This is a genomic window from Siphonobacter sp. SORGH_AS_1065, assembly GCF_030818595.1.
Lineage (GTDB): Bacteria > Bacteroidota > Bacteroidia > Cytophagales > Spirosomataceae > Siphonobacter.
Genome location: NZ_JAUTAM010000004.1, coordinates 3,275,550 through 3,292,528, shown reverse-complemented (window position 1 = coordinate 3,292,528; position 16,979 = coordinate 3,275,550). Strand labels below are relative to the sequence as shown.

Below are 16,979 nucleotides of genomic sequence, written 5' to 3'. Positions count from 1 at the left end.
TTTCCGGTGGCTTTTTACCTTCCTGTACTTTCCCGCAAAGGTACAGCACAATTCGGCTGGTTGTTTTTATTTTTTAGAAAACTCATAGCTGGCATCAGAAATAGTTATCTATTTATCAGGCTTCGTTATATGCGTAATTATCAAAAAAACTGGTTCACGTTAGGAACTATTTCCTACTTTTGAGATTCTTTTAGAATGAATATAAATAACAAGTAGACGTTTTTCATTAACGAAGTGCTATGGCTGCTCGGAACTTATCGCAATTGAAGCTTGGAGAAAAAGGGGTAATCGCCGGTTTCCATGATCCTAATCTCGCTCTTAAGTTACTCGAAATGGGTTGCCTCCCGGGCACAGAAATTCGTCTGACGGCCATTGCTCCACTCGGCGACCCCATTTGTCTGCAAGTGGGCGATTATACGCTTTCACTACGATTGGATGAGGCGTCTGTTGTTGAGTTACAATAGTTTAGTTCTTCCGAAACCCTTCGGATTTCATTCGAATTACCCATTGTAAATGAATAAGAATCCCAAAATTGCTCTGGTAGGTAACCCCAATTGCGGCAAGACCTCGCTTTTTAATGCACTAACGGGCCTTCGACAAAAAACCGGAAACTTTCCCGGTGTAACCGTCGATCGTAAAATTGGTGTTACGCGTCTGGACAAAACTACCGAAGTTGACGTTATCGATTTACCCGGTACGTATAGCTTATATCCTAAATCGCTGGATGAGCAGGTGGTGCTTGATATTCTGGCGAACCCCGCCAGCAAGGATTACCCGGAAGTAGTAGTCATGGTTGCCGATGCTTCTAACCTGAAGCGTAACTTATTATTATTCAGTCAGGTATCTGATCTGGGTTTTCATACCATCTTGGCTCTGAACATGGTTGATGTGGCGGAAGCTCACGGTTTAACCATTAATGCTGATCTACTTTCAGAACGACTGGGCGTTCCCGTTGTGCTGATTAATGCCAAGTCAGAAGAAGGATTGGAGAACCTAAAATTTGCCATTAAAGGTGAGTTGATCGAGCATTCGGAGTTACCCAAACCTGTGCTTCGATTGGATACGGTATCGAAAGAATTTATTCAGGAAATCAAATCCCAGTTTAAAGTTGCGAACGATTACCTGGCCATGCTCATGGCAGGCCAGATTGAAAAGTTACGCTTCCTGACTTCCGAAAATCGTACCTTATTAGTAGACATTAACCGTCGGCATAGCTTTCAGCAAGTTGATTTTCAGACGAAAGAAACGGTTAATCGATACAAAATTCTGGGAGCCATTGCGGATGAATCCATTCGCAAGAAAGACGACAAGCCTCAGGAAACGTTCACCCAGAAACTGGATAAAATTTTATTACACCCCATCTGGGGCTATGCCAGCTTTTTCGCCATTCTATTCCTGATCTTTCAGTCCATTTTTTCATTAGCGGAATATCCGATGGACTGGATTGATTCTGGCATGGCTTCGCTAAATGAGTGGCTGAAATCAAACTTACCCGAAGGCTTATTAACCAGCTTATTAACCGATGGGCTTGTGGCCGGCATTGGCGGCGTGGTGGTGTTCATTCCTCAAATCGCCTTCCTCTTTACCTTCATTTCCTTACTGGAAGAATCAGGCTACATGGCTCGGGTCATGGTTTTGATGGATAAACTCATGCGGAAAGTCGGGTTGAATGGCCGAAGCGTTGTGCCCTTAATCTCAAGCGTAGCCTGTGCCGTACCAGCTATTATGGGTAGCCGAACTATTCAGAGCTGGAAAGATCGGCTGATTACCATCATGGTTACTCCATTGATGAGTTGCTCTGCCCGTCTGCCCATTTTTACGATTATGATCGGCCTGGTGATTCCTGAACGAACCATTTTAGGAATTTTCAATTTACAAGGACTTGCCTTGATGCTGCTTTACCTGCTCGGTTTCGTTTCAGCTTTGTTATCCGCCTGGGTAATGAAGAATTTAATGAAAGTGAAAGAACGCAGTTTTTTCATCATGGAAATGCCTGTGTTTCAGTTACCTCGAGTTGATCACGTTGTGATGGCCGTTTGGAATGCCGTAAAAGCCTTTGTACTGGAAGCTGGCAAAGTGATTGTCGCCATTTCGATTATTCTCTGGGTATTAGCCAGCTACGGCCCCGGCGATTCAATGGAACAGGCTGAACAGCAGATCATTAAAGAAAATCCGACTTTAAGTCAGGAAGAGTTAGGTAATGCGATTGCCTCTGCTCAGTTAGAAACTTCGTACGCGGGTCGCTTTGGTCACTTTATCGAACCAGCCATTCGTCCACTGGGGTATGACTGGAAAATTGGGATTGCTTTATTAACCTCTTTCGCTGCTCGTGAAGTATTTGTCGGAACGATGTCCACGATTTACAGTCTCGGCGGCGACGATGATACGGATACAGTAAAAAATAAAATGAGGACGGAGATTAATCCCGAAACGGGCGGTCCACGCTTTACGCCTGCGGTGGCTTTCTCGTTATTGATCTTCTACGTTTTCGCCATGATGTGCATGAGTACGCTGGCAGCCACTTACCGCGAAACTAAGTCGTGGTTTTATCCCGCCGTACAATTTACGTATATGACGGCCATTGCCTACGTAGCTGCCTGGATTACATTCCAGTCCCTGTCATAATTTATTTGTTTGGGGTTGAGCAACCCTTATAAAAAAGCCAGATCGTTACAACACGATCTGGCTTTTTATTTTCCAGTTAGCTGTAAATGAATGCTATAGATCTGAAGCACCAAGACTTTCCAACGTGGCCGCTGCCAGCGAAAAGCTGGCAGCACTACCCTAGGCCATGATATACTAATTCTTTGCAGATGAGTTTTGGACTATTAATCCAACAAAAGCAAGGCTAGCCCTTATCTATCTCCATTTCTAAGCCAGAAGCGACTAATCGCGTCTATGTGTTAGGGTTGTCTTTGTTATTTTCTTTATAATTTGAATAGGAAAGACTATTCATTTATTCTATCATTCACTCCTTCTCTCATTCAAAACTGATATATAAAAAGGAAAAGTGGTCAGTTAACACTGGCCACTTCTCGAAAAAACCTAATGTCTGGAAAAGTAATAAGAGTACTCCTATTAGTTACTCATCTTTTCCAATTACGCTCGAAACTTGATTTTCCGGAAATACATTCTGCATTGTTTTACTCTCAGGAGTCGAATTAACAGTTTCTTATGTTGAACATATAATCCTGTGTAACTCGTGAACAATACAGGGGCTCCAGTTTTCAAACCATCTTGTAAACGTTATTACCTTTCTATGGCTTGACGAAAATCCTTATTTAACCTCTTTTGAAATTCCTCAGGGATTTTCTCAGAATAAATAAGTGTTTCTTTTTCGTTTTAAAACATCTGGTTTACGATTCTATACTAGAAAAATGACGTGCCAAGCCAAAAACCAACTTACAAATTCTATAAAATACTGATTATCAATGTAAAAGTTAGTACTTAGCAAATTAATTGTAGGAAACCGTCTACAGAATCGCCTAAGCTTTTTCCCACAATAAGTAAAATATTTCCTTTTATTGTTATATTAAATAACTCCTATAGATTCCAGCTCTATATCCTCTATTTTCTGCAAACGGCCTGCCACGGATTCGGACAAAGACAGCCGAATGGTAAACTCAATCAGGCACTGATTATCGAACTCCTGCTTTAGAATGGTTACGGGTTCTTCCTTCATCACCCGCATCACATCATTCATCTGTAAATAATCAAATCGAAGAGCGTACTTTTGCTTAACCTGTTTTTCAACCACTTCCGCTGCATTTAAAGCTTCCTGGGTAGCTGCTTTATAGGCATTAATAAGTCCGGGTACCCCCAACAGAGTGCCGCCAAAGTAACGAACGACTACGACCAGAATATTCGTAACATCATTCGACAATAAGGTATTGAGGATTGGCTTACCCGCTGATCCTGACGGTTCCCCATCGTCATTGGCCCGAAAAATGCTGCGGTCGGGCGTTAAACGATAAGCCCAGCAATGATGCCGGGCTTTGGGATGTAAATCTTTTAACTCGGCAATGCGGGTTTTTAGCTCTTCTTCGTCCGTGAAAGGATAGGCGTAGGCAAGAAACTTACTTCCTTTATCCTTAAATAACCCTTCAGCGGGCTGCTCTATTGTTTTATAGGTATCTCCCAACTTGATCTACAACTGAAAAATTTTATCCATAATTACCCACTTCTCACCGGGCTTGGCAGCGGGAATCGCCTGCTGATACTTCCACATGAGCTGTTCCCACTCCTGCACTTTCGGATTCGCCGAATCGGCAGCCGATTTTTTCTCGAAACTAAACGTTTCATCCACTTCCATGATCATAAACAGACGATTCCCCGCCCGATAAATTTCCATGTTCGTAATGCCCTGACTGGTAATGCTTTCGTGTATTTCCGGCCAGATGGTTTCATGGTACTTTTCGTATTCAGCGATCAATTGTGGATCATCAACGAGGTCTAGAGCTAAAGCGTAACGGGACATATCTTAATGAATGGAATGTGATTTAATGAGCTCCTGAGCCAGTCGGCGGGTTTCCGTGTCGGTTTGTACATAGTCTTCATACGTCGGACTTTTCACGAAGGAAACTCGATTCATACAGTCTTCAATCAGGTCCGACATTTCCAGAAATCCAATCCGATCGTTTAAAAACTCAGCTACGGCAATTTCATTGGCTGCGTTCAGAATGCAGCAGGCATTCCCTCCGCGTTCAAGGGCCTGGTAAGCCAGAGCCAGATTTCGAAACGTCTCGGCATCAGGCTGTTCGAAACTTAGCGTCGGGTAGTCAAGGAAACTAAATCGGGGAAAATCAGAAGGCATTCGATTGGGATAACCCATCGCAAACTGAATCGGTAATCGCATGTCAGGTAAGCCTAACTGAGCTTTGATGGAACCGTCCTGAAACTGTACAAGCGAATGAATGATACTCTGCGGATGTACCACTACATCAATCTGCGGCGTATCCAGTCCAAACAGCCATTTGGCTTCGATTACTTCCAGTCCTTTGTTCATCAGACTGGCGGAATCGATGGTAATCTTCGCCCCCATTACCCAGTTCGGATGTTTGAGAGCCTGAGCTTTGGTAACGGTTTTCAAAAACTCCCGGTCTTTTCCACGAAAAGGACCGCCCGAAGCCGTCAGGATAATTTTTTCGATTGGGTTATGAAACTCCCCTACCAAACATTGAAAAATAGCCGAATGCTCAGAGTCGACGGGGTAGATATTGATGCCTTTTCGGCGAGCGGCTTCAGTAACCAGCTCTCCTGCCACCACCAGCGTTTCTTTATTCGCCAGAGCGATGGATTTGCCCGCTTCAATCGCTTTCAGCGTGGGTAACAAACCAGCATATCCCACCATTGATGTTAGCACCAGATCAATCGTGTCCATCTGTACCACATTAGCCAGAGCTTCAATGCCGCAGTAAACTTTGATATCCAGTGAATCAAGGGCCGATTTTACCTTGTCGTATACATCTTCATTACCGATTACCACCACATTCGGACGAAATTCGACCGCTTGTTCTATTAATAAGGTTGCATTATTCTGAGCGGATAACACTTCAACCTGAAAGGCTTCGGGATTAGCCCGAACCACGTCCAGTGCCTGTGTTCCAATCGAGCCCGTCGAGCCCAGTATAGCAATACTTCGTTTCTGCATGGGGGAATTATTGGTATTTTCTGTTGGCGTTTTTTGTTCTTACGCACCTAAACCCACCGTGGTTGGTGTCTTCACTAATCACTTCCTTTTACAATTGGCTGGTTAGGACACCAGCCAAGGCAGGAAAGTTACTCTGGGGGAAACGTTGGGTTGATTGTATTTTATCATCCAGATCCATCCAGACCGGGGTAATTTAACTTGTACCTTACCCCGGGTTGCACCCGGGGCTATTCGTATTTAACCCCTCCAGGGTTAAATCTTTCATTTCTAAACGTCTTGCCTACCTTTACAAGTTTTCACTTTCCAACTGACAACTGACAACTGACAACTGACAACTGACAACTGACAACTGACAACTGACAACTGACAACTGACAACTGACAACTGACAACTGACAACTGACAACTGACAACTGACAACTAGTGAAACCTGCCTAATTCGTCGGCGATCTTACGGTCGTTTGCCAAACGAGGTACTTTATTTTGTCCGCCAAGTTTTCCCTGACTCTTCATGAAGTCAATGAACGCTCCCTGACGCAGACTATTAATCTTCAAAGGCTGTAAAATGTTTCCCGTAATCAAATCGTCATAATAGACGTTGAGCTTGGTTAACTGCGTATCCAAATCCTGCCGAAACTGTTCAGGGTTTTGAGGAGGATTAGCAAACTCAATCAGCCATTCGTGATAAGGCAATCCCCCTTCGGTGGGTGTTACCTGCGGAGCTACTGTAAATTCCACCACCTGCGTTTCGGGCTGGCGACTCACGGCATAAGCCATGGCTTTCTCTACTTCTTCTCCAATCACGTGTTCGCCAAAGGCCGAAATGAAGTGCTTGATTCGGCCCGTTACCAGAATGCGATACGGATCTTTGGAAACAAATTTCACAGTATCGCCAATGTTGTACCCCCAAAGTCCGGCATTGGTATTCATAATGACTACGTAATTCTTGCCCAACTCTACCTCGCCAATTGTTAACCGGCGGGGGTTTTCATTGTAGAATTCCTCTACCGGAACAAATTCGTAGAAAATGCCCTGATTAAGAAGCATCAGTAAGCCGAGATTCGTCTGAGAATCCTGGTAGGCGATAAAACCTTCTGAAGCAGGATAGGTCTCGATGGAGTCTACCTTCTTCCCGATAGAATCGAATAACTTCGCCCGATAGGGCTCGAAATTTACGCCACCATATACGAAGACCTGAAAATCAGGAAAAACATCCTTGATTTTTTTCCCCGTACGAGTTTGAATCCGGTCAAAATACATCTGCACCCAGGGCGGAATGCCGGAAATCAGCGACATGGGTTGATGAATGGTTTCGTCAATAATACGATCCAGTTTGGTTTCCCAATCTTCAATGCAGTTGGTTTCCCAGCTAGGCAACTGATTGGTGCGAAGGTAAGACGGAACGTGGTGATTGGAAATTCCCGAAAGCCGTCCTACGTGAACGCCATTTTTCATCGTCATTTCCGGACTTCCTGAAAGAAAAATCAGCTTTTTGTCCAGAAACTCGGCTCGTCCTGTTTCGTGAATGTAACTCAGCAGAGCATCACGGGCACCGGAGATGTGGTATCCAATGGATTCTTTGGAGATGGGAATGTATTTAACCCCTGAAGTAGTACCCGAAGTTTTGGCGAAGTATAAGGGCTTTCCGGGCCATAGAATATCCTCTTCCCCGTGGGTAACTTTCTCAACGTAAGGCTTTAGCCCTTCATAATCCCGAATGGGAACAGCCTGACGAAAATCGGCGGGGGTTCGAATATCTTTAAAATAGTGATTCCGCCCAAACTCGGTGTTCCGGGCGGAATCCAGTAAGTTTTTAAACCATACATTCTGCGTTTCAGCGGGTTTTAACTCCCACTGACGACGCTTTGATATAACCCAGGCCGCGACGGGCTTTGCTAATACTGACCGAATGGGTACCATGCATTAATGATTTCTCAGACTGCAAAAGTACGACAAACTTTAGCTAGTTCGAGCGGCTAGGCACAATTCCCTGTCAGTTGCGAAGCTAGCTGATCCAGGGTCGCCGCGTCGGTGAGGCCTTCGTGCCGCCAGATTTCGCGACCTTTTCGGAGCCCCAGTACCGTCGGGTTCGACTGAATCTTATAGCGTTTAAATAATTCATCTTCTCTTCCACAAGCCACTCGCAATAAACGGGCTTCTCTGGGGTGCTGACTAACAAAGCTTTCCAACACACGTTCTGATTGGCTCACTTGGGGGTTGTATTGCTGAAAGACCAGCATAAGAACGCACCCATCGCTCTGAAGAAATTCTTCCAAAGTCATAATCTTTCCGGATTAAACTGATTTGACTACTAAAACTGAACTCTGCCAATGAGGCTTTTGCTGGTCATTCCGGGTATGATGCGACCTTATCATGCCTGATAGAATGCCTTCAAAGCCATCAAGAGTAATTCCCCGCTTTTCGGCATTAAGGAATACAAACGCTGGTTAACTAATGAACTCGACTAATAGTTAATACGTGCTTTCTCTAAATTTCGTTGGATACCGATGATTTAGATGTTTTAGTTTTAATGAGGGAGAGTACTGGAGCTAGTTTTATAAATCAGGCAGCCGATTTCAGGAACTTCGCTACGCGTAATCAATAGTAATCCGCCACTACCTACCTAGCAGCGTTCTAAAAGTAATACAAAAACAATCGTAATAAAAGTTTTTTATCATTTTATCGCACAATAATTACATTTTTAATGAGCTTATAATCCTTTTTTAAGCTTAGATTTATAAATTATCTAAGACACTGTATTTTTAATAAGCTGATAATGAATTATTCCCCATAAAAACATTGGCATAAATCGGAAATGATTGCAGTTGAGGCTTGCCAATTGCTGATCCATGCCTAATTTTGAAGGTCTTTACGAAGACTTTCAAGCTGGACATACGACAGAAACTCTGAACATGAGAGAATTACAATTTCGGGAGGCTCTTCGCGAAGCTATGAGCGAGGAAATGCGACGTGATCCCCGCGTTTTTTTAATGGGCGAAGAAGTTGCTGAATACAACGGTGCGTACAAAGTATCTCAAGGGATGCTGGATGAATTCGGACCAGAACGCGTAATCGATACTCCCATTGCCGAATTAGGTTTTGCAGGAATCGGTGTGGGTGCAGCCGCCAATGGTCTGCGTCCTATTATCGAGTTCATGACGTTCAACTTCTCATTAGTAGCGATTGATCAGGTGATCAACTCAGCGGCTAAGATTTACGAAATGTCAGGCGGACAATATAACGCTCCTATCGTATTTCGTGGCCCCACTGGTAACGCGGGTCAGTTAGCGGCTCAGCACTCGTCTAACTTCGAAAGCTGGTACGCAAATACACCCGGTTTGAAAGTGGTGATTCCCTCAAACCCCGCCGATGCCAAAGGTTTATTGAAATCAGCCATTCGCGATAACGATCCCGTGATTTTCATGGAATCGGAGCAAATGTACGGTGACAAAGGTCAGGTACCCGACGGAGAATACCTCATCCCCATCGGTGTGGCTGATGTAAAAAAAGAAGGAAAAGACGTTACCATCGTAAGCTTTGGTAAAGTAATTCCTCGCATCGTAATGCCTGCGATTGAAGAACTGGAGAAAGAAGGTATTTCGGTTGAGTTAATCGACTTACGCTCTGTTCGTCCAATCGATTACGGTACGGTAGTTAAATCCCTCAAGAAAACGAATCGTTGTGTGATCGTTGAGGAAGCAGCTCCTCTGGCCTCTATTTCTTCGGAGGTGGCCTATCACCTGCAACGGTACGCGTTTGATTACCTTGACGCTCCCGTCGCTCGTGTAACCAGCCGCGATGTACCTCTGCCTTACGCTCCTACGCTGATTGAAGAGGTATTACCCAATCCTAAGCGTGTAGTATCAGCGGTGAAGTCCGTTTTATACCGGAACTAGTCGCTCGCTCCATCACTTCATACAAAAAGCTTCGATCTGACATCAGGTCGAAGCTTTTTTCTTTGTAAGTAGTTGATAGTTTATGGGTCGGTAGGTGATCGATGCTCTTTAGCGTTCTACCACTAAACAATGTATCATCAGCTACAAGAACTTACTATCTAAGATGGTATTTTGAATAAAACTAGGAAGAAATGTATAGGCTTGCCCTTCGTTGGAGCGGGCCATCCGAAGTGTCGTTATCTTGCAAGCCTGTCATCCAGAGTGAAGGGACTTTCTTGTTTTTGCGAACTCATCTGGTCATTAGGTGTACTTAAAATGTATTCCTTTCTACACCCTGTTCTCTCACTTCGTCCAAGATAACAGGTATAAAAATTCATTCGTACCTCGATCATTCGAATGAAGATCAAAAATAATTGCAAATTTTAGAAAGTCTCGTAGAATAAGAATATTCACCTTCGCGAAAAAGGAGCATTTCAAGACACAAAAATGAAGGAGAATAAAACTGGAAAGGCTATAAAATAAAAAATGGCAAACCACGAACCGCTACAACCGTCTACCCTTGCTTCGGTCAAGACCTGGGGGATTCAACAGGAGCTGGCCTGATTTGCCGCTGCAAAGATCGTTTTATTTTGACACGATGTCAAGTCAAAGCGTAAATTGCAGCATGAAAAAATTTCGTCTGCTCCATCTACCTGCCCTTATTTTAGGTCTATCTCTTTGCATATCAGGCTGTAACTCTTCTAATAAACATTTGGAAGAAGGGCGAAAATTACTGCGGGAAAATAAATTAAACGAAGCCATTCTGGAATTAAACCAGGCCGTAGAGGCTAATCCGAAGAATGCCGAGGCTCTCAATGCCCGTGGCGTCGCCCATTATCAGCTTAAAGATTTCAGTAACGCGATGATGGATTACGATCAGGCTATTCAGGCGGATTCGTCCTTGTACCTGCCTTTTTTCAATCGTGCCAAACTTCGCATGGCTCAAAGCGATTTTGAGGCGGCTATTCATGATTTAACGAAAGCAACTACCCTTGCTCCCGACTCGGCTGAGATTTATCTGAACCGTGGCTTTATTTATGCTGAATTGAAGTTACCCCAAAAAGCCACGGTCGATTTTGATAAAGCCGTTCAGTTGGCTCCTAAGAACGCCGAGACGTATTTCGTTCGAGGAAATCTCTATCTGGAACAAAAGAACTACCCTTCCGCTATCCGCGATTATGAGCAGGCGGTTGGTCTGCGTTCTGAATTTCCACAGGCCTTTTTTAACATGGGACTGGCTCAAAATCTGGTAGGAAACCGGGAGGCCGCTTGTCTGAGCTTTCAGCAATCTAAAAAACTAGGCTATGCCGAAGCCGCCGACGCGGTTGACACTTTCTGTAAATAATTTCGTATGAAGTACTTCGCATTACTACTCGTTCCCATTTTCATTCTGTTTGCAGGCTGGCAATACAACGATCCCGATCCTTTGCTCTGGGGTACCATTTACCTAATCGCTTCCTACACAGCCTTACGGGCTTTTCAGGGTAAGTTTAATCAAGAGCTCTTACTAGTGCTACTGATTTGGTCAGCGGCCTGGGCTATTAGCTCCTGGACACAAATGACCGCCTGGGAAGGTTTCTTCAGCGAAAATGAAGGCTTAACGATGAAAACGCCTAATCAGGAATTAGCCCGCGAAGCCTGCGGTTTGGGTATTGTAGCCGTGGCTTATTTGCTGTTTTTAGGAATGAGTTATTCGCAGAGAAGACGTTAGTTACCTAATCGTCTCATCTATCATTTCTCACTACGTTCGAGATTTTCAGTAAAAATGGGACGAACGTTGGGATAGGTTAGTAACCCTCTGTTACTAACCTATCCTAGTCCTAAAATAATGCTCTCCACTTCTCTGTATCTGGCTGGAGGAATAAAGGGATTCATGTGGCTTTGTTACCTTTCATTGATTTCCATCTCCAGGCCAGACACCATGAAGTCGCGTCTCTCCATTTGAAGGTCCTCATGTTGAAACCCCAGCCTTCTTCATCGTACCGGTTGTTGCTAAGCGGGTATGCCAGCTAAAAGCTTCTTCCAGTACGTGCGGCGTGTGCCCCCCGCGTTCGCAGGCTCGGTCAAAGTACGATTGTAGCTCTTCCCGATAGTCAGGGTGCACGCAATTGGCAATAATGGCCTTCGCCCGTTCTCTGGGAGCCAATCCCCGTAAGTCTGCCAAACCCTGATCCGTCACCAGTATATCTACATCGTGTTCGGTATGATCCACGTGCGAAACCATTGGTAATACGTGAGATATAGAATTATTCTTCGAAGCCGCCTGCGTCACGAAAATGCTCAGAAAGGCGTTGCGGGCAAAGTCTCCCGAACCACCGATGCCATTCATCATTTTGGTACCGCTGATGTGCGTAGAATTCACGTTTCCGTAAATGTCAAACTCGATGGCCGTGTTAATACCAATTACGCCCATCCGACGGATTACCTCGGGAGCATTACTGATATTCTGGGGACGCAGCACAATCTTATCACGATACTTATCAATATCCTTCATCAGTTTCGTATACCATTCATCAGAAACGGTAATTGACGAAGCCGACGCATAAATCATTTTTCCGGCATCCATTAACTCAAACGTACTATCCTGTAACACCTCTGAGTACATCGTGAGATTCTCGAAATCACTATTGATAAAGCCCGATAACACGGCATTTGCTACTTTGCCAATGCCGGCCTGCAAGGGTAGTAATGATTTTTTAAGCCTCCCCTGCCTAACTTCCCGATTGAAAAATTCCAGTAAGTGCGAAGCAATAGCCGTCGTCTTTTCATCGGGTGGTACGATTTGGGCCGAGCTATCTTTGACGCTGGTTATAACGATTCCCACGATTTTCTCTGGATCAACCGGAATGGAAGTGCGTCCCACGCGGGAAGACGGCGAGGTAATGGGAATAATAGAACGGTCTGGATATACGCCTGCCATAAACACATCGTGTAGTCCGCAAAGCGAAAGTGGCATTGACAGGTTAACCTCTACAATAACTTTATCGGCCAGAGCCGCAAAGTGAGCGGAGTTTCCCACCGAAGTAGTCGGCACGATGCTGCCATCTTCTTCAATGCGGGCGGCCTCAATAACGGCTATATCTAATGAAGGTAAATGCTGGTTTTGCAATAGCTCAACGGTCTCACACAAGTGGTGATCCATGAACATAACCTCCCCTGAGTTAATACTCTTTCGTAATACCGGATCTACCTGAAAAGGCATCCGGCGATTCAATGCGTGAGAGTTCGCCAGGGCGGCGTCGGTATCCTGCCCCAGTGAGGCCCCGGTAATCAGAGTGATTTTCAGAGGTTCTGTTTTCGCTCGCTGGGCTAAGGCCAGTAATACGGCTTTGCTGTCTCCAGCCTTGGTAAAGCCGCTGGTTCCCACCACCATTTGATCTTTGATAAACGAGGCGGCCTCATCTACGCTTATAATTTTGTCACGCAGATCTGCTCGTAATATTCGGTCTTCATACATACGCGTACTTGTGATTGAATGGGTACTACATGATTCAACATATACTTTCCATGACCAATGGGGTACGGGCAAATGTATTCTTTATTAGGTGTACTTATATAATAAAATCGTTTTATGTATAATAAATAACCAAGCTTTCGTAGGAGTTTAGGTTTTGATTTTTGCGTTTAGAATCTTAAAGTATTGCTGTCGCATAAAAAAGCCTTTCCAACTTTCGCTGAAAAGGCTTTTTTGTTACTAAGGTTGAAATCTTAGTGCTTAATTTCGCGGATTTTGATGTTACGGAACCATACCGTATCTCCGTGATCCTGAAGGCAAAAATGACCCGTTGCAAACTTGGCAAAATCAGGCATGGTTTTGAATTTAGACTTTGCAACCATCTCGGTAAACTGAGGCGTGCTCATGTCCGTTTCTACCACTTTCACGTCGTTTTGATAGATCACGAATTTACCCTGATCCAGCACTACCCGCATGGAGTTCCATTGTCCGGCTGGTTTCGCGTTTTGAGGATTAGCCGGAATCAGGTCGTATAAACTACCCGCCCGGTGGCTTTCCAATTTGCTATCCGAGTGACGTTCGTTGTCAATCACCTGAATTTCAGGACCCGTCAACCAGGGGTATTTGTATTTATCACTTTCAACAACGTGAAACATCACGCCGCTGTTACCGTTTTCAGCTATTTTGGAATCGTATTTCAGTTCAAAATCCTTGTATTCACCGTCGGTAACGATATCGCCAGCCGTCGCTCCACCTTTGCGGGCTTCAGCATCCAGTTTTAGGGCACCTTCTTCTATTTTCCAGGCCGTACCGATGCCTTCACCGTTGTATTTATGCCAGCCGTTAGTGGTTTTGCCATCAAAAAGTAATTTGAAACCTGCTTTTTTTTCCGCTTTGGAAAGAGAATTGGGGGATTGTGCAAGACAGGTAACTGTAACCAGCGACAGAATACCGATGAGTGTCTTTTTCATGAATCTGAGGTTAACTTGTTGAAATGTACGGTTTTACTGAAAATTATTTACTTAGGGAAACTTGTTTTCACGAAATTGCCTTACCCTAAGCAAATGATAGTCAACAAATCTAGTGGCAAAAATGGAATTGGTCGTTTTGCAAATCTATTTATTAATCAATAGTAGCAATCTGGTACTTCCAACTCACTTTTTTGAACTGGTTTTAAAAACTATCTGGCTTACGCCATGAGCTTTAATCGAAGAAGTCTATCTTTACAGCCCTTCTTCTTCGTTTCTCATTGTAAATTTTCGCCACGGAAACTCGTTAACGGAAAGAGCATCAGGCACCGTTCTTTCATTACCCATACATATTTATTTCGTTTATGCCATCATCCCAGACTTTTAACCATAAACATATATTAGTTTGCCGAACTGACGCCGTAGGAGATATGGTGTTAGCTATGCCCGTCTGCGGTCTGATTAAGGAAAAATATCCCGATTCGAAAGTTTCTGTTTTAGGAAGAACGTATACGCGTGACATTGCTCTGGCCAGTGAGCATATTGACGGTTTCGTGAATTTTGATGACTGGACGGGAAAAACGTCAGAAGAGATCAACCAGTTACTAGCCAAGGAAAAGATTGATGTAGCAGTTCATTTGAAAGATTCGGATGTGGTGGCGAAGCAATTGAAAAAAGCGGGTATTGAGCGAAGAATCGGTACCATGAACCGTTTTTTTTTCTGGTATACCTGCAACAAACTGATCCCCTTGAGTCGCAAAAACTCTGGTCTGCACGAAGCTCAGTTAAATGTGAAGTTATTAAGAGGATTAGATATTTATCGGCAGCTTTCCTGGAATGAAGTTACGGACTATTATGGACTGACTCGCTTCCAACCTCTAAATCCAGAGTTTAAAGCTTTATTATCAGACGATCGCTTTAATCTGATTATTCACCCCAAGTCGCATAAAAACAGTAAGGAATGGAGTTTGGAAAACTACTCCCAACTCATCCGGCAAATTGATCAATCAAAATTCAAAATCTTTATCAGCGGGTCAGCCAAGGAGCATGAAGAACTGGAGCCCTGGCTTGCTCAGCACGCGGAAGAGGTAACTGACATTAGTGGTAAAATGCCGCTGAGCCAGTTTATTACGTTTATCAGTCAGGCTGATGGGTTAATTGCCTGTAGTACGGGCCCCGTTCACATCGCCGCCGCTTCGGGCATTTATACGCTGGGTTTATACACGGATATCCATACCAAAGATGCTGGTCGCTGGGGACCGGTTGGTAAAAAAGCAGAATCTCTTACTTGTGTAAACGCAGATATGGATACGATTAAACCAGAAGATATTTTAGGCAGGATTAATGCCTGGGTAGAGCAGAATAAAGTACACGCCTGATACGCTACAATTAACTATAAAAAGAGCCTTTCTGACAGCATCAGAAAGGCTCTTTTATTTTCGCTACTAGCCGCAAAACTGGTAGTGGAACTATAAACCTAATACCTTCTTATTGAAAGCTTCATCAGCCCCCGTTCCAGCGAAATCGTCGAAGGCCCGTTCGGTTACACGAATCATATGATCGGTAATAAACTGAGCTCCTTCAGCAGCACCTTGCTCGGGGTGTTTGATGGCACACTCCCACTCCAGAACAGCCCAGCCATCATAGTCATACTGAGCCATTTTGCTGAAGATGGAACTGAAATCTACCTGACCATCCCCTAAAGAACGGAAGCGGCCTGCCCGCTCTACCCAACCCTGATAGCCACCGTATACGCCTTGCTTGCCAGAAGGATTGAATTCAGCGTCTTTTACGTGGAATGCATAAATGCGATCGTGATAGAAGTCGATGAATTGCAGGTAATCCAGTTGTTGCAACAGGAAGTGGCTGGGGTCATAGTTAATACCGGCCCGTGGGTGATTATTTACTTTTTCGAGGAACATTTCGAAAGTAATTCCGTCGTGTAAATCCTCACCGGGGTGTAATTCAAAGCCTACGTTCACGCCTGCTTCATCAAACGCATTCAGAATTGGAGTCCAGCGTTTAGCCAATTCCGTGAATGCCATGTCCACTAGTCCAGCCGGACGCTGAGGCCAAGGATAGACAAAGGGCCATAATAAGGCTCCAGAGAAAGTTACGTGTGAAGTAAGGCCCAGATTCTGACTGGCTTTAGCCGACCAGATTAACTGTTCTGTAGCCCATGCCTGCTGGGCAGCCGGATCATTCGCTACTTCTTTCGGCCCAAAGCCGGAGAACATCGTTGAATAAGCCGGGTGAACGGCTACTAACTGACCCTGTAAGTGCGTAGAGAGTTCTGTTACTTCCAGACCAATGTCAGCCAGCTTGCCTTTATACTCGTCGCAATACGTTTTGGACTCAGCGGCAGTTTTCAAATCAATCATCCGGGGATCGCCTGAAGGAACCTGAATTCCTTTGTAGCCCAGATTTGCCATGTATTTGGCAATACTATCGATTGAGTTAAACGGCTCCGCATCACCAATAAATTGAGCCAGAAATATTCCGGGACCTTTTAAGCTTTTCATAGGTTCAGTTTTGAATGAGTAAATGATAGAATGAGTGAATACTTGTAAGGCTTACTCATTCATCGTCTTGCTGTTTTTTCTAGCTTTTGCAAGTACTTTAACGATTTCAAGAGCCTCTTTCATCAACTCTTCTAATCGCTTAGCAGACATCAAATCTGTTTCTCTGATAATTTCTAACCAAAATAAAGATTCGTCTGCTTCTTCAATCGTAATACTAATTTTAGCGTAAAATTCTGCCCTGCTTCTAGCCCGGCAGGCAGCCCGGTAATTAGCTCCAACTGATGAAGCCGAACGAAGAAATTGTTTTCCTATGATTCGTGCCTCATCAGTTTTAGGTAATGCCTGAAATAATCGAATGCTACGAATGACGAATTGCTGGGTCCGGTTTTTGAATTCTTCAACAAATGCTTCCTTCTGGGTTAATGGCTCCATTCTATTCTATCATTCGCTC

General features: G+C 44.3%; 15 protein-coding genes. 6 read left to right on the top strand and 9 right to left on the bottom strand.

Going from position 1 to position 16,979, the window contains the following annotated elements; genetic code table 11:
• Positions 1-239 precede the first annotated feature (239 nt).
• On the top strand, positions 240-464 hold the full coding sequence (locus QE390_RS14215; RefSeq protein WP_106635579.1) for a FeoA family protein: 225 nt from the start codon (positions 240-242) through the stop codon (positions 462-464).
• Between the two features lie 49 nt (positions 465-513).
• Positions 514-2,625, top strand: coding sequence for a ferrous iron transport protein B (feoB, locus tag QE390_RS14210; RefSeq protein WP_307142618.1), 2,112 nt, complete (start codon positions 514-516; stop codon positions 2,623-2,625).
• A gap of 907 nt (positions 2,626-3,532) precedes the next feature.
• Here feoB and QE390_RS14205 read toward each other — a convergent pair.
• The 5 genes from QE390_RS14205 to QE390_RS14185 form a co-directional block, all read right to left on the bottom strand.
• Positions 3,533-4,141 carry a YigZ family protein gene (locus tag QE390_RS14205; RefSeq protein WP_307142617.1) on the bottom strand — a complete coding sequence of 203 codons (609 nt, stop codon included), beginning with the start codon at positions 4,139-4,141 and terminating at the stop codon, positions 3,533-3,535.
• Between the two features lie 6 nt (positions 4,142-4,147).
• Positions 4,148-4,477, bottom strand: a complete 330-nt coding sequence (locus QE390_RS14200; protein WP_307142616.1) for an L-rhamnose mutarotase — start codon at positions 4,475-4,477, stop codon at positions 4,148-4,150.
• Between the two features lie 3 nt (positions 4,478-4,480).
• On the bottom strand, positions 4,481-5,650 hold the full coding sequence (locus QE390_RS14195) for a 1-deoxy-D-xylulose-5-phosphate reductoisomerase (RefSeq protein ID WP_307142615.1): 1,170 nt from the start codon (positions 5,648-5,650) through the stop codon (positions 4,481-4,483).
• A gap of 419 nt (positions 5,651-6,069) precedes the next feature.
• Positions 6,070-7,569 carry a GH3 auxin-responsive promoter family protein gene (locus QE390_RS14190; protein WP_307142614.1) on the bottom strand — a complete coding sequence of 500 codons (1,500 nt, stop codon included), beginning with the start codon at positions 7,567-7,569 and terminating at the stop codon, positions 6,070-6,072.
• A 56-nt stretch (positions 7,570-7,625) separates the two neighbouring features.
• Positions 7,626-7,931, bottom strand: a complete 306-nt coding sequence (locus QE390_RS14185) for a co-chaperone YbbN (RefSeq protein ID WP_106635574.1) — start codon at positions 7,929-7,931, stop codon at positions 7,626-7,628.
• Positions 7,932-8,498: 567 nt separating this feature from the next.
• Here QE390_RS14185 and QE390_RS14180 point away from each other — a divergent pair.
• The 3 genes from QE390_RS14180 to QE390_RS14170 all read left to right on the top strand — a co-directional run bounded on the left by QE390_RS14180 (position 8,499) and on the right by QE390_RS14170 (position 11,295).
• Positions 8,499-9,545 (top strand): pyruvate dehydrogenase complex E1 component subunit beta, encoded by a 1,047-nt coding sequence (locus QE390_RS14180; RefSeq protein ID WP_106635573.1) that lies wholly within the window; start codon positions 8,499-8,501, stop codon positions 9,543-9,545.
• A 664-nt stretch (positions 9,546-10,209) separates the two neighbouring features.
• Positions 10,210-10,929, top strand: coding sequence for a tetratricopeptide repeat protein (locus tag QE390_RS14175; RefSeq protein WP_307142613.1), 720 nt, complete (start codon positions 10,210-10,212; stop codon positions 10,927-10,929).
• 6 nt (positions 10,930-10,935) lie between these two features.
• Positions 10,936-11,295 carry a transmembrane 220 family protein gene (locus QE390_RS14170; protein ID WP_307142612.1) on the top strand — a complete coding sequence of 120 codons (360 nt, stop codon included), beginning with the start codon at positions 10,936-10,938 and terminating at the stop codon, positions 11,293-11,295.
• A 240-nt stretch (positions 11,296-11,535) separates the two neighbouring features.
• Here QE390_RS14170 and QE390_RS14165 read toward each other — a convergent pair whose 3' ends face one another.
• Together QE390_RS14165 and QE390_RS14160 are read right to left on the bottom strand one after the other, a co-directional pair.
• Positions 11,536-13,041, bottom strand: coding sequence for a succinate CoA transferase (locus QE390_RS14165; RefSeq protein ID WP_307142611.1), 1,506 nt, complete (start codon positions 13,039-13,041; stop codon positions 11,536-11,538).
• A gap of 251 nt (positions 13,042-13,292) precedes the next feature.
• Positions 13,293-14,009, bottom strand: coding sequence for a DUF1080 domain-containing protein (locus QE390_RS14160; RefSeq protein ID WP_307142610.1), 717 nt, complete (start codon positions 14,007-14,009; stop codon positions 13,293-13,295).
• A 362-nt stretch (positions 14,010-14,371) separates the two neighbouring features.
• Between QE390_RS14160 and QE390_RS14155 the strand changes: the two genes are divergently transcribed.
• On the top strand, positions 14,372-15,385 hold the full coding sequence (locus tag QE390_RS14155; protein WP_106635568.1) for a glycosyltransferase family 9 protein: 1,014 nt from the start codon (positions 14,372-14,374) through the stop codon (positions 15,383-15,385).
• A 90-nt stretch (positions 15,386-15,475) separates the two neighbouring features.
• Here QE390_RS14155 and QE390_RS14150 read toward each other — a convergent pair whose 3' ends face one another.
• Entirely contained in the window at positions 15,476-16,528 is a 1,053-nt protein-coding gene (locus QE390_RS14150; protein ID WP_106635567.1) for a sugar phosphate isomerase/epimerase, read from the bottom strand.
• 51 nt (positions 16,529-16,579) lie between these two features.
• The gene (locus QE390_RS14145) at positions 16,580-16,960 is read right to left on the bottom strand and encodes a four helix bundle protein (protein ID WP_307142609.1); all 381 of its coding nucleotides are present in this window, start codon (positions 16,958-16,960) and stop codon (positions 16,580-16,582) included.
• Between the last annotated feature and the right edge of the window lie 19 nt (positions 16,961-16,979).